This is a genomic window from Phyllobacterium sp. CCNWLW183 (assembly GCF_037203775.1).
In the GTDB taxonomy this organism is placed as follows: Bacteria; Pseudomonadota; Alphaproteobacteria; order Rhizobiales; family Rhizobiaceae; genus Phyllobacterium; species Phyllobacterium ifriqiyense.
Genome location: NZ_JBBCBN010000002.1, coordinates 456437 through 479176, shown reverse-complemented (window position 1 = coordinate 479176; position 22740 = coordinate 456437). Strand labels below are relative to the sequence as shown.

The following is a 22740-nucleotide window of genomic DNA, read 5'->3' as shown; positions in this document are numbered from 1 at the left end:
AGAAACGGGAAGCGCTCTAACTCTTTGCCTTTACGCAATTCCGGACGGAAAACCCCACCTTCCTGGAATTGCTCTTGAGCCGATGCGCGTTTACCGCGCCTCAGCAGTATATTTATTCTGCAGCCATGGCGCGCCGCCTGTCGACTGCACCTTCCATGAATTGATCGAGAGCAGCCGCTTCATCGGCGCTCAAATGCAAGCCTCTTTTGGTCCTGCGCCACAGCACGTCCTGCGCGGTAAGCGCCCATTCATGCTCAATTTGATAGCGTATTTCCGCCTCGTAAAGATCCGATCCAAAATGCTTACCCAAATCGCCAAGCGATTTTGCATTTCCAAGCAGCACACGTGCCTTGGTGCCATAAAGCCGGAAAAGCCGATGTGCATGGGCAGCTGTCAGAAACGGATAGTCAGACTTCAATATCTGCAATTCACTGTCGAATGCGTTTACTGCGAAATTCCCGCCGGGCAGCGTACCGGTTGCCGTCCATGGCTTACCACGCTTGCCAAGCTGGTCTTCAATTTTCTCAAGCATATGCTCGGACAGACGCCGATATGTGGTGATCTTGCCACCAAAAATGTTCAAGATCGGCGCCCGGCCGTCCGACGCATCGGTTTTCAATACGTAATCGCGCGTTGCTTCCTGCGCCTTGGACGCACCATCATCATAAAGCGGACGCACACCCGAATAGGTCCAGACCACATCTTCGCGCTTCACCGGCTCGACAAAATATTCGCTGGCCGCTGCACAAAGATAATCAATTTCGGTATCGCTGATTTTCACGTCCGCCGGATTGCCGTGATAATCCTGATCGGTTGTACCAATCAGCGTGAAATCCTGCTCATAGGGAATGGCGAAGATAATACGCCCATCTGTATTCTGGAAAAAATAGGCCCGTGGATCGTCGAACTTTTTCTTTACGACGATATGGCTGCCCTGCACCAGGCGTACATTATGCGCATCATTGCTGCCCACTACGCCGGTCAGAACTTCATCAACCCAAGGTCCGGCAGCATTGACGACGAGCTTTGCCTGCACATCTTCCTTGGCGCCGGTCAAAGTATCCTGCAATGTCAGCGTCCAATGATCGGCACCGCGCATCGCACTTACAACTTTTGTCCGCGTGCGGATGACCGCACCTCGATCGGCGGCATCGCGGGCGTTGAGCGCCACGAAGCGCGCATCATTAACCCAGCAATCGGAATATTCGAAAGCCTTGGTATAAAGCGACTTCAGCGGCTTTGCGGCCGGATCGCGCGTCATATCCAGAGTACGGGTTACCGGAAGCTTCTTGCGTCCGCCAATGTGATCATAAAGGAAAAGACCAAGCCGCAGCAGCCATGCCGGACGCAGGCCTTTATGATGCGGAAGCACGAAACGCATGGGCCAGATAATATGCGGCGCGCAGGCCCAGAGAACTTCACGCTCCATCAACGATTCGCGCACAAGGCGGAATTCATAATGTTCGAGATAACGCAAACCACCGTGGATAAGCTTTGTCGAACCGGAGGAGGTGCCGCTGGCAAGGTCGTTCATCTCGGCAAGGAAAACCGAATAGCCGCGGCCCACAGCGTCACGCGCAATGCCGCAGCCATTAATGCCGCCGCCTATAACGAAGATATCGTAAACCTGACCCTTCAATTTCCCCACCCTCATTTCGCAACGCACCATCTCTTCGCATATGCGAAATGAAAAAGCTATAATTGCGAAAGCAATACGAAACTAAAATGAACTATAGCGCGCAATGGAAGAGCGCACAAGAGCCGGTTTCAGACAGATGTTTCGATCAATCTGACGTCTGCATCGCTGCATATCCGGCGTATTGCCTCACTTTCGCAGCGGTCGGTAATGAAGGTGTTGACCTGCGACAAGTGGCCGATGCGAACGGGTGCAGTGCGCTCGAACTTGGTCGAGTCCGAGACAAGGATCACGTGGCGCGCATTGGCCATGATCGCCTGCGCGACTTTGACCTCGCGAAAATCAAAATCAAGCAATGCGCCATCACTGTCGATTGCCGAGGTTCCTATAACAGCGAAATCCACCTTGAACTGGCGGATGAAATCGACCGCTGCCTCGCCGACTATACCGCCATCGGAGCCACGCACGACACCGCCGGCAATGACCACCTCAATATCGGGGTAAATTCGTAACCTGTTGGCAACATTTATATTATTGGTGATTATCATTAGACCTTTACGGTCCAGCAAGGCCTGTCCAACAGCCTCTGTCGTCGTGCCGATATTCACAAACAGCGATGCATTGTCGGGGATCAACTCAGCGGCAGCTTTACCTATGGCTTCCTTCTCGCCCGCTGCTATCAAGCGCCGCGCCTCATATTCCAGATTTTGCACGCCTGAAGGAAATAAAGCGCCGCCATGAATACGGTTAAGCAGGCGCTGGTCGCAAAGATCGTTCAGGTCTTTGCGGATGGTCTGCGGCGTTACATTGAAATGCATTGCCAGATCATCAACAAGGACGCGACCATGCTCCTTGGCCATCTCCAGAATTTCGGCATGTCTGGGAGCGAGGAACATGGAACCAGCTTTCATTTTCGTTTTTGTAGTGTCTATACGAAAACGAAAATTGCTTTATGTCAATCGTGAGTAAAGCGAAAGGCATTTTAAAGGTGGGTGGGAATTACTGCCTGCATGATTGGTGTGCGTGGTTCGACAAGCTCACCATGAGGGAAGTTGAGGATTGCAGGAGTCAAGATTTGCACCGCTGGCCGTTAATCATGCAGCCCATTACCTTCCCTCATGGTGAGCTTGTCGAACCACGCACGAAGCTGCTGCACCTAAGCAGTAGCGCCCTCGATAATGTCAAAACCAGTATTGATAATGGTTTTTTCCGGGGGACGCTCGCGGCTTTCAAGCAGCTTTTCCGCCGCAGTTTTGCCAATCAGAAATCGCTTGGAAAGAATAGTTGAGAGCGGCAGAGGCATTGCCTGCCCGATATCCAGCCCATTGAAGCCGAATATGCCGAGCCTCTCTTTGATGACAATTCCCGCATGGATGCAGTAGAAAATACCGCCCATAGCCATGTCGTCATTAGGGAAAATCACGACATCCAAATCGGGATGGGCTGCAAGCAGTTTTTCCAGAAGCTCCCGCCCGGCTATTGTCGAGCCGCCGCCGGGGACACGCATTTCGCCGACGAGCGAAAGACCAGCCTCCCTTAAGGCTTCACACAGCCCCTGATAGCGCGCCTTTGCACGGTCATCGGAAATCAACATATGACCGGCATAGCCAAATCTTCGGTATCCGCGCTCAATAAGGTGCCGCCCGGTTTCATAGCCAGCCTGCCGATGTGACATGCCGACAGCTATATCCACAGGATCGCCATCAATGTCCATAAGCTCCGCAACGCGGAACCGGCCCTGCTCGAGGTGTTTTCGCGCTGTGGGCGTGTGATGCAAGCCGGCCAGAATCACAGCGGCTGGTTGCCAGGCAAGAAATGACAGAAGAATACGCTCTTCAATCAGCGGATCATAATCGGTAACACCAATGACCGACTGAAACCCTGTTTCGGTGATAGCAGTGTGGATTCCGCGCAGGACATCGGGAAAGACAATGTTCGACAATGATGGCAAGAGCACAGTCATCAATGTCGAAGCGGCGGAAGCGAGGCTCCCCGCAGCGCGATTGGGAATATAGCCAAGCTGGGAAATGGCGGCCAAGACGCGTGTTCGCGTCGCATCCGCAATGGGACCTTGATTGCGAACGACGCGTGAAACCGTGATCTCACTCATGCCAGCCAGCCGCGCCACATCCGCCAAAGTCGGTGCACCGGCGTTTCGATTGGCATTTCTCTTGCGGGTCATAGGCTCGAATCCAGAGCATTTTCCAAGAATAATGACAGCGCTACCATAAAACGCTTGATGAACGCTAGTCAGTGTGCATAACTTTATGACAGCGCTAACATACAAATGTTCAGTCGCTGGCTTGTTTTCACAATTCCGGACGAAAACCGGGTCCATTCTGCTGGAATTGTTTTAAGCCCGGGAGGGGCTTGAGGGAGGAATACCGCATATGCATGTTTTGGTGATCGGCGCAGCCGGAATGGTTGGCCGCAAGCTTCTGGACAAGATCGCTGCCGAACCGGGCGCGCTTGGATCCGACATAGACAAGCTGACACTGGTTGATGTTTTCGAACCCGTAGCACCGGCAACCTTTGCCGGTATTGCGCAGACAATTGCCGCTGATTTGTCCGATCCCGGTGTGGCAGACAGGCTCGTTGCCGCCCGTCCGGACATGATCTTCCATCTGGCAGCAATCGTTTCAGGCGAAGCGGAAGCCGATTTCGAGAAGGGCTACAAGATCAATCTCGATGGCACGCGCTGGCTTTTCGAAGCCATCCGCAGTGAGGGCCAAAAAGCGCCTTACAAGCCGCGTGTTATATTTGCCTCCTCCATCGCGGTTTTCGGCGCGCCTTTCCCCGACAAGATCGGCGACGAGTTTTTTACGACACCACTCACGAGCTATGGCACGCAAAAAGCAATTTCGGAGCTTTTGCTTTCAGACTACAGCCGCAGAGGTTTTTTTGACGGGATCGGCATTCGCCTGCCCACAATCTGCATTCGCCCTGGCAAGCCGAATAAAGCGGCATCGGGATTTTTCTCCAATATTCTGCGCGAGCCGCTATCGGGACAGGAAGCAATTCTTCCCGTCGATGAGAATGTGCGGCACTGGTTTGCCAGCCCGCGTTCGGCGGTCGGCTTCTTTATCCACGCCGCAACGCTAGACCTTGAACAGGTCGGTCCAAGGCGCAATCTTTCCATGCCCGGCCTTTCGGCGCTTGTTGGCGAAGAAATTGCCGCTCTTCAGCGCGTTGCAGGTGACAAGGCAGTCAAACTCATCCGCCGTGAGCCCGATGCCACGATCCAGAAAATCGTGTCCGGCTGGGCAACGGATTTTGATACGTCGCGAGCCAGCAAGCTTGGTTTCAAGGCAGAGACCGCCTTTGACGACATTATCAAAGCGCATATTGACGACGAACTCGGCGGAAAGATTCCAGTATGAGCGTGATCGATTCGGGCAAGGGAAAAATTGCGCTGGTGACAGGTGGCGGCACAGGCGTCGGCAAGGCTATTACGACCGCATTGCTCGGCGTTGGCTATACGGTGGTCATTTCCGGCAGGCGCCAAGACGTGCTTGACGATGCGGCCAATGCTTTGGCCAAAGATACTGGCGGCACGGTCAAGCCGATCACCGCGGATGTCAGCGATCCCCACTCTGTCGCAGCGCTTTTTGAGGCGATCAAGAGCGAGTATGGGCGGCTGGATCTTCTGGTCAATAATGCGGGTATCAATGTCCCGAACATTGCCATGGAAGAGTTGACTTTCGAGCACTGGACCTCAATCGTCGGCGCCAATCTGACAGGTGTATTTCTTTGCACCCAGCAGGCGATGAAGCTGATGAAAGCACAATCGCCCCGAGGCGGCCGCATTATCAATAATGGCTCGATTTCAGCCCAGACTCCGCGCCCCAATACAGCGCCCTATACGGCGACGAAACATGCCGTGACCGGCATGACCAAATCGACGGCACTGGATGGCAGACCGTTCGATATTGCTTGTGGGCAGATCGATATTGGCAATGCCACGACTGAGATGACATCGAAAATGGCGGGCGGCGTGATGCAGGCAAATGGCGAGATCGCCAGTGAGCCAACCATACCGGCGCATCACATTGGCGATGCTGTTGTCTATATGGCAAGCCTGCCACTGGACGCGAACGTACTGACAATGACGATCATGGCAACTAAAATGCCGCTGGTCGGACGCGGGTAAAGCAGAGGGGCAGCGCTTTGGGAGAAGTGATGTCCAAACATAATTTCTGGAGGAGAGCGCATGGCATCGGTTGAATTCGCCGACGTACGAAAATCATTCGGTACCCACCCGGTCATCAAGGGTGTGGATATCAAGATTGAAGATGGCGAATTCGTCATCCTTGTTGGACCATCGGGCTGCGGTAAGTCCACCTTGCTGCGAATGCTGGCCGGGCTGGAGAATATCTCGGCAGGAGAAATCAAGATCGGCGGCCAGGTTGTCAATGGTCTCGCTCCAAAGGAGCGCGACATTGCCATGGTCTTCCAGAACTATGCGCTTTATCCGCATATGACTGTTGCCGATAACATGGCTTTTTCGCTGACGCTGAAACGCGCATCAAAGGCGGAAATTGAAAAACGCGTAAAACCTGCGGCGGAAATTCTCGGCCTCACCCCGCTGCTGGACCGTTTTCCGCGCCAGCTTTCCGGAGGCCAGCGCCAACGCGTTGCCATGGGCCGCGCAATTGTGCGCGATCCGCAGGTTTTCCTGTTTGACGAGCCCTTGTCCAATCTGGATGCCAAGCTGCGCGTCGCCATGCGCGCTGAAATCAAGGAACTGCACCAACGGCTGAAAACCACCACGGTCTATGTCACGCATGACCAGATCGAAGCCATGACCATGGCCGACAAGATCGTCGTCATGCATGACGGTCTGGTCGAGCAGATCGGCGCACCGCTCGAACTTTATGATCAGCCGGCAAATCTTTTTGTTGCCAGCTTCATCGGCTCGCCTGCCATGAACATGATCAAAGGCAAGCTCGATCCAAACAGCACGCTGAAATTCAAGACCGATAATGGTGTCGAATTGCCCGTTGCCAAAGCGCCGGAGAGCGCCAAGGGACGCGCATTGATTTATGGTTTGCGGCCCGAACACATGACAATCGTCGATGGCGGCATACCTGCCGAAGTGGTGGTGATTGAGCCAACGGGTTCGGAAACGCAAATGATCATGCGGGTTGGCGGCGATCTCGTCACCGGCGTTTTCCATCAACGCATAAATGCAAAGCCGGGCGAGACAGTCGGCCTCTCCATACATGCGGAAGCGACCTATCTGTTCGATGCAGAGACCGGCAAGCGCCTGGTCTAGAGCTCTAGCATAAGCGGTGCCTGCCGGTCGGTAGCAGGTCTTCGTCATAAAGCACCGACATAGCCCGTGGCCCAGAATGTGGGAGCATTTTGAAGGCCTTTTACAACCAAGGAGGAGCAAGAATGACCATTAACAGAAGACATCTTCTCGGCGCATCAGCCGGACTAGTCGCTGCCGCAGGGCTCAACCGTTTCGGGCTTACGCCTGCCTTTGCTCAAGCCGCAGCACCAACCTACAAACCGGAAGAAGGCGCCACATTGCGCCTGCTGCGCTGGGTTCCATTTGTTCCAGCCGAAGAAGCCGCATGGCTTGCCAACACCAAGAAATTCACTGAGGCGACTGGCGTGCAGGTACGGGTCGACAAGGAAAGCTGGGAGGACGTTCGTCCGAAAGCTGCCGTTGCCGCCAATGTCGGCTCCGGCCCGGATATGGTGATGAGCTGGTTCGATGATCCGCAGCAATATCCGGACAAGCTGGTCGATGTGACTGAGCTTGGCGAATATCTGGGTGGCGCGCATGGCGGCTGGTATGCCGGCCTTGAAGGCTATGCCAAACGCGACGGCAAGTTCATTGCGCTTCCGCTTTGCGCCATCGGCAACGCGGTCGTTTACCGCGACAGTCATATGAAAGCCGCGGGCTTCCAGGAGTTTCCGAAGGACACTGCAGGCTTCCTTGAATTGTGCAAGGCCTTGCAGGCAAAAGGCACACCGGCTGGCTTTCCGCACGGCAAGGCAGTGGGCGACGGCAATAATTACGCTCATTGGTTGCTTTGGAGCCATGGCGGCATGATCGTCGATGAAAGCGGTAAAGTTGTCCTCAACAGCCCTGAAACGCTCGCATCGGTCAAATATGCGCAGGAACTCTACAAGACCTTCATTCCAGGCACGGAAAGCTGGCAGGATGTCAATAATAACCGCGCCTTCCTTGCACGGCAGGTATCGCTGACGGCAAATGGCGTGTCGGTGTATTATGCCGCCAAGAAAGATCCGTCCATGGCGGATATCCTTGAAGACATGCGTTCGACAAACCTGCCAATCGGTCCGGTCGGCAAGTCGATCGAGCTGCATCAGACTTCAACGATTTCGATCTTCAAGCACACAAAGTTCCCGGAAGCTGCAAAGGCCTACCTGCAATTCATGTATCAGGCCGAAAATATGAACGCCTGGATCGAGGGTGCCAGCGCTTATTGCTGCCAACCCTTGAAGGAATATGCAAGCAATCCGGTGTGGAAGTCCGTTCCGATCCACGAAGCCTATGCGCGGGCTTCCGAAACGCTTCGCCCGAACGGTTTTGCCGGACCGCTGGGAACAGCATCGGCGGGCGTCATGGCCGATTACGTGCTCGTCGATATGTATGCGACAGCCGTGACCGGTCAGATGACCGCAGAGGATGCCATTGCACAGGCGGAGAAGCGCGCAAATCGCTACTACGCCACTTAAGCAGCCATAAACGCCTTCCGCCGTCCAACGCGGCGGAAGGCTTTCTTGTTTCGCAATTCCTGACGGAAAACCGGCTATTGCTTTTCCTGGAATTGCTTTCGAAGCCGACGCAACCGGAGATATCCGATGACAATGACGCCGACTGCAAAACGAAACTCTGCCTTTGGCACAATGGCCCGCAGCAATACTGCGGTCGGCCTGTTCTTCATGCTGCCTGCGGCAGTGTTCCTCATCTGCTTTTTGACCTATCCACTCGGACTGGGCGTATGGCTCGGCTTTACCGACGCAAAGATCGGTCGCGACGGCGTCTTTATCGGCATCGAAAACTATCAGGCGCTTGCCAATGACTCGGTCTTCTGGATGGCCGTTTACAACACCGTTCTCTATACTTTTATCGCGTCCATATTGAAATTCGGTTTCGGCCTCTGGCTGGCGATGATCCTCAACGAACATCTGCCGTTCAAATCATTCTTCCGCGCCATTATTCTCTTGCCCTGGGTGGTTCCGACGGTATTGTCCGCCCTCGCCTTCTGGTGGATTTATGATGCGCAGTTTTCGATTATTTCCTGGTCGCTGATGCAGCTTGGCTGGATCGACGGTCCTATCAATTTCCTTGGTGATCCCAACAACGCGCGTGCCTCGGTGATTGCCGCCAATGTCTGGCGCGGCATTCCTTTTGTGGCGATCTCACTGCTTGCCGGCCTGCAAACAATTCCGCAATCGCTGCATGAAGCAGCATCACTGGACGGCGCGACAGGTTGGCAGCGTTTCCGCTTTATAACCTTGCCCATGCTCACGCCCATCATCGCTGTGGTGATGACGTTCTCGGTGCTTTTCACCTTCACCGATTTCCAGCTGATCTACGTGCTGACCAAGGGTGGCCCGGTCAATGCAACGCATCTGATGGCAACCTTGTCATTCCAGCGCGGCATACCTGGCGGACAGCTTGGCGAAGGCGCGGCGATTGCTGTCGCGATGATTCCATTCCTTCTGGCTTCGATCCTGTTCTCATTTTTCGGCCTTCAGCGTCGCAAATGGCAACAGGGCGGACAAGATTGAACGGGAGGGAGACAATCATGAGCATTTCCGAGCAAACAAACGCCCAGCCGCTGAACGACGAAGCGCAGGGCATGAGCTATCTCAACCGGTTGCCACGGCGCATTGTCGTGCTTTACCTTCCTCTGCTGGTCTTCATCATCGTATTGCTGTTTCCATTCTATTGGATGGCAATCACCGCGGTTAAGCCCAATGACCAGTTGACGGACTATAATAATTACAGCCCGTTCTGGGTGGTGAAGCCAACGCTCGACCATATTAAATATCTGCTGTTCGAAACCTCCTATCCAGGCTGGTTATGGAACACGATTGTCGTATCGGTCTGCGCGACCGTGCTGTCGCTTGCCGCATCTGTTTTCGCCGCCTATGCGATTGAGCGTGTGCGCTTTTCCGGCTCTCGCCCGGTAGGCCTTTTGATCTTCCTTGCCTATCTGGTGCCACCGTCGATCCTGTTCATCCCGTTGGCGGTGATCGTGTTCAAATTTGGCATTTACGACACCAAATTCGCATTGATCTTCACCTATCCGACCTTCCTCATCCCCTTCTGCACATGGCTGCTCATGGGCTATTTCCGGTCCATACCCTTCGAGCTTGAGGAAAGCGCTTTGGTGGATGGCGCGTCGCGCTGGCAGATTCTGGTCAGGGTCATATTGCCGCTGGCAGTGCCTGGACTGATATCTGCCGGTATTTTTGCCTTCACTTTGTCTTGGAATGAGTTCATTTATGCGCTGACCTTCATCCAATCCTCTGAGAACAAGACTGTCCCGGTCGGTGTGCTGACGGAGTTGGTGCGAGGCGATGTTTTCGAGTGGGGTTCACTGATGGCGGGCGCACTGTTCGGGTCGCTGCCCGTTGTCATCCTCTACTCATTTTTTGTCGATTATTACGTTTCTTCCATGACCGGTGCGGTCAAGGAATAAGTCCCCCAGGAGTTACTTAAATGACCAGCAACAAAGCCCCGAAAAAACTGCGTTCTCAGGAATGGTTCGACAATCCTGACAATCCGGGGATGACCGCGCTTTATCTTGAGCGCTATCTGAATTACGGCCTGACCCGCGGCGAATTGCAATCGGGCAAGCCGATCATCGGCATCGCACAGACCGGTTCGGATATTTCACCTTGTAACCGGCACCATATTGAACTGGCCAAGCGCGTGCGTGACGGTATCATTGCTGCTGGTGGCATTCCTTTCGAGTTTCCGGTTCATCCGATCCAGGAAACCGGCAAGCGCCCCGGCGCAGCACTCGACCGCAACCTTGCCTATCTCGGCCTCGTTGAAGTTCTCTTCGGCTATCCGCTTGATGGCGTTGTTCTCACCATCGGTTGCGACAAGACCACGCCAGCCATGTTGATGGGCGCCGCCACGGTGAACATTCCAGCTATAGCGCTGTCAGTCGGACCCATGCTGAATGGCTGGCATCGCGGCGAGCGCACCGGCTCCGGCACCATCGTCTGGAAGTCACGCGAGAAGCTCACCTCTGGCGAAATCAACTATGACCAGTTCATGGATATCGTCGCATCATCGGCGCCGTCGGTCGGGTACTGCAATACGATGGGCACTGCTACCACCATGAATTCGCTAGCCGAAGCACTTGGTATGGAATTGCCGGGCGGCGCAGCCATCCCCGCGCCTTATCGCGAACGCGGCCAGATTGCCTATGACACCGGCAAACGCATCGTCGACATGGTACACGAAGATCTGAAGCCATCCGATATCATGACACGGGCCGCCTTCGAAAATGCCATTGTTATCAATTCCGCGATTGGCGGATCGACAAATGCACCGATCCATCTGAATGCCATTGCACGCCATCTCAATATTCCGCTGGACAATGATGATTGGCAGGAAATCGGCCATGACGTGCCGCTTCTGGTTAATTTGCAACCAGCCGGTGAATATCTGGGTGAGGACTATCATCGCGCGGGCGGCGTGCCTGCCGTGGTTGCCGAACTGATGAAGGCCGGGAAACTTCCGCATCCGGGCGCTGTAACGGTCAACGGCCAAAGCATCGGCACCAACTGCGAACATGCAGAAAACCTTAACACGGATGTGATCAAGACCTATGATGCGCCGCTGAAAAAGAAGGCCGGATTTATCAACCTCAAGGGCAATCTCTTTGACAGCGCCATTATGAAGACGAGCGTTATTTCCGAGGAATTCCGCCAGCGCTATCTATCCAATCCGGATGACCTGGAGGCCTTTGAAGGCATTGCCGAAGTTTTTGACGGACCGGAAGACTATCATCACCGCATCGACGATCCGGCGCTTGGCCTTAGCGAGAACAGCATTCTGATCATGCGCGGCACTGGGCCGATCGGCTATCCAGGTGCGGCAGAGGTGGTCAATATGCAGCCGCCAGCCTATCTGCTGAAGCAGGGTATCCATGCGCTGCCTTGTCTTGGCGATGGCCGTCAATCCGGCACATCCGGTTCCCCATCCATCCTCAACGCCTCGCCGGAAGCAGCGGTCAATGGCGGACTTGCGCTCGTTCGCTCCGGCGATCATCTGCGCATTGATCTCAACAAGGGCACTGCAAACATTCTGATCGACGATGAGGAATTGCAAAAGCGCAAGGACGATCTGATCGCTGCGGGCGGCTATAAATATCCGGCAAGCCAGACGCCGTGGCAGGAAATCCAGCGCGGCATGGTCGGTCAGCTTGATGAAGGCATGGTTTTGAAACCTGCCGTTGACTACCAGCGCATTGCTCAGACCAAGGGGCTTCCACGCGATAATCACTAAATCGCCGGACGCCCTGACAGATGCAAAAGCCATATATCGGGAGGAAGCATGGCGAATTCCATACGGCGCTATGAGGGGAGGCACGCGGTTATAACCGGCGGTGCCTCCGGCATAGGTTTCAGAACAGCAGAGCGGATCGTGTCGGAGGGCGGCACGGTCACTCTGTGGGACGTCGATGCAGCAAAGATCGAGGAGGCAGAGGCAGCGCTTGGAGCCTCCTCCCACGGTGTCAGTCTTGATGTGTCCGATCCTGACCAGGTCGAGAAGGCCACGCAGGAAACCGTATCTGCCTTTGGCAAGATCGACGTGCTTGTCTGCTCGGCGGGAATAGCCGGACCCAATGCCAAGGTTGCCGACTACCCCATTGATCAGTGGAAACAGGTCTTTGAAATCAATCTGCACGGATTGTTTTATTGCAATCGATTTGTCGTGCCGGTCATGCAGAAGAACGGCTATGGCCGGATCGTCAATGTTGCTTCCATTGCGGGCAAGGAGGGCAACCCCAATGCCTCGGCCTATAGCGCATCAAAGGCTGCGGTCATCGGCCTGACAAAATCGCTGGGCAAGGAACTTGCCGGTGATGGAATTACCGTCAACGTGATAACACCGGCTACCGTTGATACGCCCATCCTCCAGCAATTGAAGCCGGAGTTCATCGATTACATGCTTTCGAAGATTCCGATGCAGCGTTTTGGCAAAGTTGATGAGCTTGCCGCGCTGATTACGTGGATTGCCAGTGAAGAATGCTCATTCACGACCGGAGCAGTATTCGACATTTCCGGTGGCCGTGCTACATACTAGGCCACTACCCACCAGTGAAGAGAAGGTTGACCAATGAAACTCTTGCGTTATGGCCCGCTCGGCCAGGAAAAACCCGGTCTTGTCGACGAGGACGGCAATGTCCGCGATCTTTCCGGCCACGTGAAGGATATAGCCGGTGAAGCAATTTCACCCGAGGGCTTGAAGAAACTCGCTGCGATCGATCCCGCTTCACTGCCACTCGTTGAAGTAGACCGCTATGGCGCCTGCGTTTCTGGAACCGGCAAATTTATCTGCATCGGCCTGAACTATTCCGACCATGCCGCCGAAACCGGCGCGACCGTGCCGCCGGAGCCAATCATTTTCATGAAGGCCACATCGGCGATTGTCGGCCCGAACGATAATGTGGAAATTCCCCGCTCCTCGCTGAAGACAGACTGGGAAGTCGAGCTTGGCGTTGTAATCGGCAAACATGCCAAATATGTCAGCGAAGATGAGGCAATGGACTATGTTGCGGGCTATTGCCTGATCAATGATGTTTCCGAGCGCGCCTTCCAGGCTGAACGTCAAGGACAGTGGACCAAGGGTAAGAGCTGCGACACATTTGGCCCGACAGGCCCCTGGCTTGTGACCAAGGATGAAATCAAGGACCCGCAAGACCTGAAGATGTGGCTGGAAGTCAATGGCCATCGCTATCAGGACGGCACATCGGCGACGATGGTCTATGGCGTGAAATATCTGGTTTCCTACCTGTCGCAATTCATGAGCCTGCATCCGGGCGACATCATCTCGACCGGCACACCTCCCGGCGTTGGCCTTGGCCAAAAGCCGAATGTGTTTCTCAAGGAAGGCGATATCATAACGCTCGGTATTGAGGGTCTGGGCGAACAGCGCCAGCAGGTCGTACAAGCTTAATTTAACCTGCACATCAGTTCTGCGTGGTTCGACAAGCTCACCATGAGGGAAATTGAGGATTGCAAGATCAATCTTCGACGTTGCAAGTGTTTTTGCAGCCCAATCCCAGTCCTCATGGTGAGCCTCGTCGAACCACGCACAATTGTCTCCGCCTTTTGGCGGCAAAGGAGTACAAAATGTCCTCAGCTACAAAAGCTGCCCATCCCCCACGGAAGGCTCCAGCGGGTGCCAGCAAGGTTCGCTACATCATTCTCGCGATGTGCTTTCTTGGTCTGACAATGAATTATCTTGACCGCGCCAATATGAGCGTGGCTTTGCCCTATATCGATGCTGAACTTGGCCTCAACCTCAGCAATGCCGAGAAGGGATTGATCTTCGGCGCGTTCTTCTGGGCCTATGACGGCATGATGCTGATCGCTGGCTGGTTTACCGATAAGGTCGGCGCGCGCCGGTCCTTTTCTCTTGCTGCCGTCTGGTGGTCTGTATTCACGGCGCTGACACCGCTCGCCACGACTTTCTGGGGCTTCTTCGGCATGCGTTTTGCTTTGGGAGCGGGTGAGGCCCCGGCCTACCCAAGCGCAACCAAGGCCGCATCGCGCTGGTTTCCAAAAAGCGAGCGCGCTTTCGCTACCGCAGTCATCGACTCCGGCTCACGCGTTGGCACTGTTCTCGCATTGCCTATCGTGACCGGCATTATCGCGCTCGCGACTTGGCACTATTCATTCATCATCCTCGGCGCGCTCGGCCTTGTATGGGCGTTCTTCTGGTACATGATGTATCGCGACCCTGCCGACCATCCGGGCGCAAACGATCTGGAGCGTCAATACATCACCGATAATGGTGGGCGCACGGAAGAGAATGACGATGCGGAAGCGGTAAAAATCCGGTGGCGCGACCTTTTCCGTTATCGCACCGTTTGGGGCATGATGATCGGCTTCTTCTGCCTGAACTTCGTCATCTATTTCTTCCTGACCTGGTTCCCCGATTATCTGAAGAATGCGCGCGGCCTCAATCTGGCCGAGCTTGGCACATTCGGGATGATCCCAGGCCTTACCGCTGTTGCTGCGGCATGGGCGGCAGGCATCTGGGCCGATCGCGCTATTCGCAATGGTGCCGACGTGACGACAATCCGCAAGATCATCATGGTTGGCGGTCTGCTTGGTGGCGCGGCCATTCTACCCGCTGCAATGGTGACATCGCTCTATATGGCGCTGATCTTCCTTGCGATTTCCTACAGCAGTCTGGCTGTTGCGGCCACGGCAATCTGGTCGCTGCCAGCAGACGTTGCGCCAAGCTCGCATCATGTGGCATCAATTGGCGGCATCCAGAACTTTGCCTCAAACATTGCAGGCATTATCAGCCCGTTCCTATTTGGCTATCTGCTTGATGTGTTTAATGGAAACTATATTCCGTCATTCGCTCTGGCTGCCGGCGTCGCCGTCATCGGCGCGTTCAACTACGCATTTGTCGTAGGCCGTGCGGAGCCACTGCCAGTTCTGCCAGCACGCGGCTAAAAACATTAAGGGCGGTGCTTTGCACCGCCCTTTTTCATAGGTTTTTATGCATTGCCCAAATGCGAAGCCGCTTCGCACCTTTGCTGGAAATGCACTTAGTAGTCTTTTTCGAAGAACAGACCAGCGCCGGAATCGCCATCGCTGCCAACGGCACCCTTGGCTTTCAGATTGGGCGTAATGTCGAGGTTGATTGTACCCTTGGTGTTACCACCGGCACCTGCCTCGACCCCCAGATAAATATTATCCCTGATATAACGCCCCGCACGCACACCGGCATTGCCTTCGCTGTCAGTGACGACATCAAGGTCATCAAGGCCCGTGCTCTTGCGCAGGCTGTCGATGAGCGACGAGTTTGAACCACCTGCCAGTTCCGCAGCGGCAGTTGCCAGACGCGCAATTTGCAACGGCGTCAATTCGCTGATTGAGCGGTTGAAGATCAAGCGCGCCATGACTTCATCCTGCGGCAGTTCCGGCTGCGACGAGAAGACAATCTGCAAATCGGATACGCGGCCCTTTACAGTCACACTGACGGTTATGTCGCTGCTTTGGGTAGTGGCAACGAAGTTGATTTCAGGATCAAGATCGCCAACCAGCGTGACCTGACCTTCCGTGAAGGTGATGCGCTGGCCAAGAATGCCAAGACGGCCACGGATGAGATCAAAACCGCCTACAGGCTGAACATTTGTGGCAGGACCGGTCAATCGCACGGAACCGCCGATCTCCGCATCAAGGCCGCGACCACGCACGAAGATCTTGTTGGGTGCTGTAACATTGATATCGAGCCGCACCACACTTGGACGCGATGTCGGTGTTGCGACCTCGCGCTGATCAGCCTTGGCACGCTTAAGTGTTTGTTGAACCTTCTTCGAAGCATCTTTATGCTTTACGTCGATAACCGCCGACGGACCCCCAAAGGTTTCCGGAACAGTGATTTCAGCGCGATCAATATTGATGTTACCAGCAATGACGGGATCACGGGTCAGAGGACCATTGATGCCCAGCGCGCCCGTCACAGTGGCGACAACAAGATTGCCGTCGGCATAGCGCGCCTTATCCAGCTTGATATCAATATTAGCGGGGAAATTCGCAGCAGCATCCGTTGAGATCGTACCTGTCGCGCTGACAGTACCACCTGTTGAAATCCCGGCCGTCAGCGTGCGGATTGTGACAGTCGTGCCCTCCATGCTGCCAAGCAGGGTAATCCGCTGCAAGCGCAGATTCGATTCCGGATCCATGATTTCCGCACCATTGGCCGAGAACATGCCGCGAATTTGTGGTTGGGCAAAGCTGCCGGTTACATTGGCCGTGACATCAATATTGCCCTTGGCCTGTGTTCCGCGATCTGCGAGGAAGCGGTTAGCCAGAGACAGCGGAATATTACCGGTGACATTGATGCCAAGTCCGTTGTCGGAAATGGGAACTTCACCACTGGCTGATACTGTAAAGCCCTGCGGTCCATCGACCTTTGCGGAAGAAAGTGAAAGGCGCTCATTGGCGAAGCGTCCTGCTGCCGTCAGTTGCAGAGGGGCTAGCCCGGCTTCCTGCAAGGGCTTGGCGGAAATGCTCGAACCCTTCAGGTCAAACTCCGCATTTGGCTTTTGCAATGTGCCTGTAACACGACCGCGGCCGGAAACAGCGCCCGCGAGGTTCTGATCTTTGACAATGCCGTTGAGAGTCGTCAGCGGGAAACTCTTCAGATCGAGATCGACGCCAAGCTGGCCCTGTGCCAAAGGCACCGATCCGCGTGCCGAAGCGTCCAATCCATTTGCCCCGGTCAAATGGGCATCGACATTTAACTGGTCAGTCGTTGATGTGCCTTTGGCATCAAGATTAAGCGCTTCAAGACCCGCTTTCTTCAGTGCTGCTGCCGTTATGCCGCGCGCTTGCATGTCGAAATTGACGTCCGGCTTCTCGCGCGTACCACCGATCTTGGCGGTGCCATTGATTTCTCCGCCGAGCCCAAGATCAGGTTTGATCGTATTGGCGATATCTAGCGGCAGTTTCTCAATCGCAACCGCCAGATTGAGCGTTTGGGCAACTTCACCACTGACGGTCACCTTGCCATTGCCGATATCAAGGATGATGTCACCAAATGAGACATCACTACCAGCAACATTGATTGCTGCGGGCTGTACGAGGCGGGCCGCAAGCTTCTCACGTGTCAGTTCCGCCTTTGCCAGCGACAGCAGATAACCTTTATCCGTGGGTTCAAGAGCGCCGCCAAGGGATGTTTTCGCGCCGTTTTTCAGCGCTGCATCAAGAGTGAAATTCGTAGCCTTACCGCTCTGGTTCGCCTGGGCGTCAAGGCTTGTAATATCAATTCCGGAGGCCGAAATATTGGTTGCGCTTACCGTGCCGTTGGCGGCTGGAACATTGAAAATATCCTGTGCCACAAGCGCAATCTCTGCTTTGCCAATGGCAACATTATTAGCCTTGAGACTATCAATCTGTCCTTTGACATCGAGGTTCTGCTTATCGTCATCATGCGATAGCGCAATCGTCGCATCGGCCTTGCCTGTCGCTTCGACTAGGAAGAGCGCAGCGGCGGTGGACACATCGGCGGAACTCAGCGTCAGATTGCCTTGCAGCAATCCTTTTTTGTCTTGCGTAACATCACCGCGCAGACGCGTTCCACCCGCGATAAACAACAAATTGCTGAGGCGTTTCTCATCTTTGCGTAACGCGATCTCGGTGGAAAGATCCGCGCGGATGCCATCGAGAAAAGCCAAGCCTGAAAGCTTGCCGTCAATATTGTCTTCAAGCAGCGTTCCATTGAACGAAATATCGCCTTCGGTCAGCTTGCGTCCCGATAATGTGCCCTGCGGCACACCCGCATTAAAGGCAAGGGCGATGATCTTGTCCTGACCGCGCGCGCTGCCCTTTACCTTCAATGCCCCGCCCGCCTTCTCCGAAAGAAGTGCCAGATCGGTAAGGTCGAGGCCAAAGTCGAAATTGGCGGCACCGCTGGCAAATGTTCCATTGGCGGTGACAAGCGTCTGCGGATTTTCGATCTTGAAATTCTTGGCACTCAGCCCGTTTTCGCCACGGGCGAGGCCGCCGGTGATCCGTGTTTCGCCCGCCAGCACTTTATCGGCTGCATCGATGCCAAGCTTCATACCCGTAGCATTGCCGTCCAGCATCAGATCAAAACCGCCTGTCAACGCCTCAACAAGACCGTTGGCTTTCAGGTCAAGCGAACCGGCCAATTCCCGGCCGGCAAGCGCCGAGAAGGGCGAGATGCTTGAAGCTTTAACAAGAATATCGCCGCGATAGGCGAATTCGCTGATCGTGCCCGTCAGAGAAGCACTCAATCCATTGGCCGCGATCAAGGCCTGCTTAAGATTGACAGGGGTACCAGCCTTCCAGTCGCCATTGATCTTAAGCTGGACAAGATCACCGAGGGCTTCAGCTATATCTGCCCGTTTTGCGGTGATACCGGAAATGTCGCCGTTTAAATCATAGGTCAGCGAACGGGCCGCAGGGTCATCAATATTTTGAGCCAAGCCTTTGGCGACAAGGTTGGCCGACTTGGCGGCAAACATTTCCGTTGTCAGGTTGGTGACTTCCAAAGTGCTTGACCAGGCATCATTTGCATTTGCATTCGTGCCGAAATCGACGGCGAAGACCGCCTTATCGACAGTGGTCTGACCGCCGGCAACAGGCAGAATAACCTTCTTGCCCGTTGGGTCGGCTATCGTTGCGTCGACCTTCAATCGGCGCAGGAACCCGTCATTCGTGGTCTCACCTGTGGCATCAACCAGCAGCGCATTGCTTTTGATACTGAGACGGTCAAGCGCAAATCCACCGGCATCACGTACCACGCCATTGACCACCAAAGCAGTGTCATTACCGAAGAAATCACGAAATATCGGCGGGATAAGGGCTGCAACTTCGCCGTCCAGCGTCGTCTTGAAACCAAGCCCGTCAGCCTGGCGATCAATCTTGGTATTGCCGGTAAGAACGCGCTTGCCCGCTGCGTCGAGGGTCAACTGCAAAGCCAGATCGCTTAATGGGCCGGAGCCCTTCAACGCCATGACAACAGGCGGGCGTCCTTCAATATTAAGAAGGTTGGCCATAATGCCATTCGCCGGTTCGTTCAGCAAAAGGTCGAGATCAAGCTGCTGGCTCTCATTGACATAAGCGGCTTTGATCGTGAAATCGCCGCCTGGACCATCCAGACGCTTTATCTGCAAATTAGAATCGAGCGAGCCGCCGTCAAGCGTCAGATTTCCCGCAACGGAAATCTCTGATTTCAGGCCAAAAACTGTATCGCCAAACGCTACGCGACCGATCTTCAACTCCTGAAGAATAACCGCAAGCGGTAGTTCCGGCAGGCTGAAACCTTTCGCTTCCGGCGAAGGCAAACCTTCGTCCGGTAGCGGCTTGCGCATGACATCGATGGAGTCTGCCGCCAGCGTATTGATATCCAGACGTCCACGCAGCAGCGCAAGGCGGCTCCAGACGATGCGGGCATTGGTGATCTTCAGCCAGATACCTTGGCGATCCGCAACCGTGATGCTGCCAATATTTGCTTCGGAGGAAAGCACGCCCTGAATTTCAGAGATCACAATCTGACGATTTGGTGTCGATAGCTGGTTTTCAACAAAGCTGAGAAAATATGACTTCTCTGCCTCGGCGCTGGCAGGCGCAGGCGACTGCGCCACGGACGGGCCGACGATAAGGAGCAAGAGAAGGGTTGCAAGTATCCGGATCAAAACGCCTGTCCTATGCCAACGTAGAAAGCAAAACTTGGATCGTCATCGGTCCGGTCAAGCGGAACGGCAACATCAAGCCGGATCGGACCAAGGCCGGTATTATACCTTATGCCCGCGCCAACACCGAGCCGTAGCTGCTCTGCAAAATCCGGGAAAGATTCTTCGCCGACATAGCCCGCATCGACAAAGCCGACCGCGCCGATCGTATCGGTAAGGCGCACGCGTGCTTCCACCGAGCTTTCGACAAGCGAGCGTCCGCCGATCACATAATTATCGCCATCGCGGCTGACATTCACGCCAATATTGCGATAGGCATAGCCGCGAACTGAACCACCCCCACCAGCAAAGAACAGTTGATCCGGTGGCAGCTCGCCGATTTCAGCGCCAACAATCGACCCAAGCTTCAGACGCCCGGCGAGGACGAAACGATCATCGGCACCGAAACCGTAATAGGTGCGCCCTTCCGCCGTAAATTTGGTGGCGAAGTTGCCATATTCTACTTCGTAGAATGGCGACAAAAGCCCCTCAAGATAATAGCCATTCTTTGGATCAACCTTGCTGTCGCGGCTGTCATAGGTCAGCCCGCCAAGGACACCCACTGTCAGGAAATCACGGCTTCCGAAGAAATCATCTTCAAATTTCGACTTCGAGACACTCGCAGTGAGTTTGCCGGAAAGCTCGTCCGAAAATATATGGGTTAAGCCAGCTTCAGCAGTGACTGAAGTCTGCGTATAGGCATCCAGAACCTTGCGCTCGCCAATCAGCGAGGAAATGAAATCCGTATCCGGCGTCCAGACACCAGGCTTGGTGAAACTGACACCCAGCATGTAATTATAGTCCTGTGGGTCGTAGGATTGCCCGCCAATGCCACCGATTTTGGCATCGAACCGCAGACGCTCGGCCCGGCCAAAAAGATTGCGGTGCTGCCAATAGGTCTCAAAACCGGCGCCGTCCAGGGTCGAATAGCTGCCACCAACACCGAAGCGGCGCAGCTTCTGCTCCTGCACGGCAACTGTAATCGGCAGAAGCCCATCGCTTGTGATGGCGTCTGCTTCTTCGATACGGGCCGAGCGGAACACCTCAAGTCGAGACAGACGCTTTTTGGCGCGCTCGATCTCGTCAGGATCATATTCGCGTCCGGGCTCCAGACCCGTGATGAAGGCGACAAACTCAGGATCCATGCGCTCGGTACCGGTGACCTGCGTCTGGCCGAACGATGCGCGGCGACCGGGATCAACATCGATAATCGCATCAACTTTGCTGTTGTCGTGATCGGCGGTGACGTTGCGCGAAACGATCTTCGCCTTGGGATGGCCCTGCTCGCGCCATGCATCAACAGCAAGGCGCTCTGCCTTTACGATTGACGTGGAACGGGCAATATCGCCCACCACGAACCCCTGATTTTCAGGCAGATCGACAATATCCTTCTTGTCGACCGGCGGAGGAGCGACATTCTTGATGCGTGCGGTAGAGAAAAGAAACTGCGGTCCCGGATCGACCGAAATTGACACGGCTGCGGGATCTGGCAAAACCGTGTCGGGAGGAAGATCACTCGCCTCACGCCCATCAACTTTAATGCTGATATTGCCGCCATAACGACCATCGGCGTAAAGCGCGCCAAGAATACGGCGATAATCCCCTCTGGCTTTGGCTAGAAGCCCTGCGGCACCGGAGGCAGGCTTGTCCTTATCAGCGACAAGGCTGGAAGCACCTTCGACGAGCTTTTTGGTCTCTTCGTTTTCTTCGTTGGCGATTTCTACGGTATATTTTTGCGGATCAGCAATGACGGAATCCGCGTCATCGTCTTTTTTCTCACCCCACAAATGAATGCCGAAGATTTCGAACGCGTGCGCGGGCGATACAAGGGCTGAGCAAGCCAGCAATGCGGCGGCAAACAAACTGGCCTGTGGGCGCTTGAAGTCCATCAACCAGTATAATCCCTAACTCAAACAAAATGACACAAACCAACAGGAATGATTACCCCATATCCCGTGATCGTTAAAATTCGCCTCTCTAGCTTAAGAAAACGATAACATGGTGGTTAATACAGGCCAACCCGCAAAGGCATTACACAACCTATCCGAAACTGTCGTTGTGACCATATCGCCACAAAACAGGCGTTTACGAGGGAACCCGACGCGGTCACTTTTTATTGGCGGCTGTATTGTTTATTAAATCGGCTGGAAAGCTCCGCGTGAAAACCTGTGATTGCGCTATCCCTGCAACCCAAATAGATTAGCCGCAACCAATCAGTCCCTCCGGAGCATATGAATGAAACCCGTATTCCTGCAGTTGCAATGCTTCCCTGGCAAAACCTATGAAGTTGCGGCTGCCCTTTTTGAGCGCGAGATCGTCTCGGAACTCTATTCGACCAGCGGCAATTTCGATCTGCTGGCGAAGATATACATTCCCGAAGACCAGGATGTCGGCAAGTTCATTAATGACAATGTGCTCGACATCCAAGGTATTGCGCGCTCGCTGACGACCATGACTTTCACGGCATTTTGACCCTCAGGCAGCAATTTTAAGCGGATAACCGAGACATTAAGTCTCGTTTCATGCGATAATAATGTCCCCTATGTAATGTTTGCAATAAAAACACCGCATTCGGGTAACAAAATTCCATTCTTTGCCTAAGAAGCTGTTCTTCTATAGATTGTTTCTTTTGCAATTCACTATCAGGATAGT

16 protein-coding genes are annotated in these 22740 nt (G+C 54.5%); 11 read left to right on the top strand and 5 right to left on the bottom strand.

What is annotated here, in order from left to right:
- Positions 1 to 112: 112 nt before the first annotated feature.
- The 3 genes from glpD to V9K95_RS08105 all read right to left on the bottom strand — a co-directional run bounded on the left by glpD (position 113) and on the right by V9K95_RS08105 (position 3818).
- Complete coding sequence (gene glpD / locus V9K95_RS08115) at positions 113 to 1654, bottom strand: glycerol-3-phosphate dehydrogenase (RefSeq protein WP_307281909.1); 1542 nt, start codon at positions 1652 to 1654, stop codon at positions 113 to 115.
- A gap of 113 nt (positions 1655 to 1767) precedes the next feature.
- Positions 1768 to 2532, bottom strand: a complete 765-nt coding sequence (locus V9K95_RS08110; RefSeq protein WP_115054813.1) for a DeoR/GlpR family DNA-binding transcription regulator — start codon at positions 2530 to 2532, stop codon at positions 1768 to 1770.
- 260 nt (positions 2533 to 2792) lie between these two features.
- Entirely contained in the window at positions 2793 to 3818 is a 1026-nt protein-coding gene (locus V9K95_RS08105) for a LacI family DNA-binding transcriptional regulator (protein ID WP_307281906.1), read from the bottom strand.
- Between the two features lie 208 nt (positions 3819 to 4026).
- On the opposite strand from V9K95_RS08105, the gene denD reads away from it, so the two are divergent.
- From denD to V9K95_RS08055, 10 genes are all read left to right on the top strand, one after another.
- On the top strand, positions 4027 to 5016 hold the full coding sequence (denD, locus tag V9K95_RS08100) for a D-erythronate dehydrogenase (protein WP_336440225.1): 990 nt from the start codon (positions 4027 to 4029) through the stop codon (positions 5014 to 5016).
- Entirely contained in the window at positions 5013 to 5786 is a 774-nt protein-coding gene (locus V9K95_RS08095) for an SDR family oxidoreductase (protein ID WP_115054656.1), read from the top strand. Before denD ends, V9K95_RS08095 begins: the two co-directional genes overlap by 4 nt.
- Positions 5787 to 5846: 60 nt before the next feature.
- Positions 5847 to 6911, top strand: a complete 1065-nt coding sequence (locus V9K95_RS08090; protein WP_307281900.1) for an ABC transporter ATP-binding protein — start codon at positions 5847 to 5849, stop codon at positions 6909 to 6911.
- A 122-nt stretch (positions 6912 to 7033) separates the two neighbouring features.
- The gene (locus V9K95_RS08085; protein ID WP_115054654.1) at positions 7034 to 8350 is read left to right on the top strand and encodes an ABC transporter substrate-binding protein; all 1317 of its coding nucleotides are present in this window, start codon (positions 7034 to 7036) and stop codon (positions 8348 to 8350) included.
- A gap of 132 nt (positions 8351 to 8482) precedes the next feature.
- Positions 8483 to 9409, top strand: coding sequence for a carbohydrate ABC transporter permease (locus V9K95_RS08080; RefSeq protein ID WP_442958541.1), 927 nt, complete (start codon positions 8483 to 8485; stop codon positions 9407 to 9409).
- Positions 9410 to 9426: 17 nt separating this feature from the next.
- Positions 9427 to 10326, top strand: a complete 900-nt coding sequence (locus tag V9K95_RS08075) for a carbohydrate ABC transporter permease (protein WP_115054652.1) — start codon at positions 9427 to 9429, stop codon at positions 10324 to 10326.
- Between the two features lie 20 nt (positions 10327 to 10346).
- Positions 10347 to 12149, top strand: a complete 1803-nt coding sequence (locus V9K95_RS08070; protein ID WP_336440226.1) for an IlvD/Edd family dehydratase — start codon at positions 10347 to 10349, stop codon at positions 12147 to 12149.
- Positions 12150 to 12197: 48 nt separating this feature from the next.
- The gene (locus V9K95_RS08065) at positions 12198 to 12950 is read left to right on the top strand and encodes an SDR family NAD(P)-dependent oxidoreductase (RefSeq protein WP_336440227.1); all 753 of its coding nucleotides are present in this window, start codon (positions 12198 to 12200) and stop codon (positions 12948 to 12950) included.
- Between the two features lie 33 nt (positions 12951 to 12983).
- Complete coding sequence (locus V9K95_RS08060; protein ID WP_336440228.1) at positions 12984 to 13823, top strand: fumarylacetoacetate hydrolase family protein; 840 nt, start codon at positions 12984 to 12986, stop codon at positions 13821 to 13823.
- Between the two features lie 176 nt (positions 13824 to 13999).
- Entirely contained in the window at positions 14000 to 15337 is a 1338-nt protein-coding gene (locus V9K95_RS08055; RefSeq protein ID WP_115054648.1) for an MFS transporter, read from the top strand.
- A 95-nt stretch (positions 15338 to 15432) separates the two neighbouring features.
- Here V9K95_RS08055 and V9K95_RS08050 read toward each other — a convergent pair whose 3' ends face one another.
- Together V9K95_RS08050 and V9K95_RS08045 are read right to left on the bottom strand one after the other, a co-directional pair.
- Positions 15433 to 20052 carry a translocation/assembly module TamB domain-containing protein gene (locus V9K95_RS08050; RefSeq protein WP_336440229.1) on the bottom strand — a complete coding sequence of 1540 codons (4620 nt, stop codon included), beginning with the start codon at positions 20050 to 20052 and terminating at the stop codon, positions 15433 to 15435.
- Positions 20049 to 21977, bottom strand: coding sequence for an autotransporter assembly complex protein TamA (locus tag V9K95_RS08045; protein WP_336440230.1), 1929 nt, complete (start codon positions 21975 to 21977; stop codon positions 20049 to 20051). The genes V9K95_RS08050 and V9K95_RS08045 overlap by 4 nt, the downstream gene beginning before the upstream one ends.
- Before the next feature lie 346 nt (positions 21978 to 22323).
- On the opposite strand from V9K95_RS08045, the gene V9K95_RS08040 reads away from it, so the two are divergent.
- Positions 22324 to 22560: an Lrp/AsnC ligand binding domain-containing protein gene (locus V9K95_RS08040; protein ID WP_008127661.1), complete on the top strand. Its 237-nt coding sequence runs from the start codon at positions 22324 to 22326 to the stop codon at positions 22558 to 22560.
- The last annotated feature ends 180 nt before the right edge of the window (positions 22561 to 22740 follow it).